Source organism: Streptomyces vastus, assembly GCF_039532825.1.
Classification (GTDB): Bacteria; Actinomycetota; Actinomycetes; order Streptomycetales; family Streptomycetaceae; genus Streptomyces; species Streptomyces vastus.
Map to the genome: position 1 here is coordinate 1 of NZ_BAAASJ010000108.1, position 654 is coordinate 654.

The 654-nt window shown below is 66.8% G+C and carries 1 protein-coding gene; it reads right to left on the bottom strand.

What is annotated here, in order from left to right; all coding sequences use genetic code 11:
* Positions 1-597 (bottom strand): IS701 family transposase (locus tag ABD357_RS34345; protein ID WP_344395139.1); only part of this gene is annotated, 597 nt, incomplete at its 3' end.
* Between the last annotated feature and the right edge of the window lie 57 nt (positions 598-654).

The following is a 654-nucleotide window of genomic DNA, read 5'->3' on the forward strand; positions in this document are numbered from 1 at the left end:
GGCATCCGCCACCAGGACCGGCGGCGCAAGGCGCCAGGTGGCCAGTTCGTCCAGGGCGTCCAGTGCCAGCCGCCACTTCTCCCGGTGCCCGACGTCCTTGGGGACGCCGGTCCGTCGGCGCCGGACGGTGTCATCCGCCCACTCCTGGGGCAGGAACAGCCGCCAGTTCAGCGGGCACGAGGCGGTGTCGGAGACCGCGTGCACGCTGACCGCGACCTGGCAGTTGGCCTGCTTACCCAAAGCGCCGCAGTACTGGGGAGCGACCGCCACCGACATCCTTCCGTCCTTGGGGAACGACACGTCATCGACCGCCCAGGCGTCCGGGCCGATTCTCGGCACCATCCGCTCACAGATGCGCCGACGCACCGGCACCGGATCCCAGGTGGACTGGTTCACGAACTGCTGCAGGTTCTGCTCGTTGCCGTCCGGCAGCCGCTCCGCCATCGCCTGGATGGACTTGCGGCGACCGTCCATCATCAGTCCCCGCAGATAGCAGTCGCCCTTCGCCCGCTGGTCCTTCCGCGGCACCGAGGCGAACACATCCGCAACGAATAACGCCAACTTCGCCCGAACACGATTGACTTCATGTGCGTCCACTCACTCAGCATGCCCCTGAAGACGGTCGACACACAGACCTAACGGAGTCCTACTAGT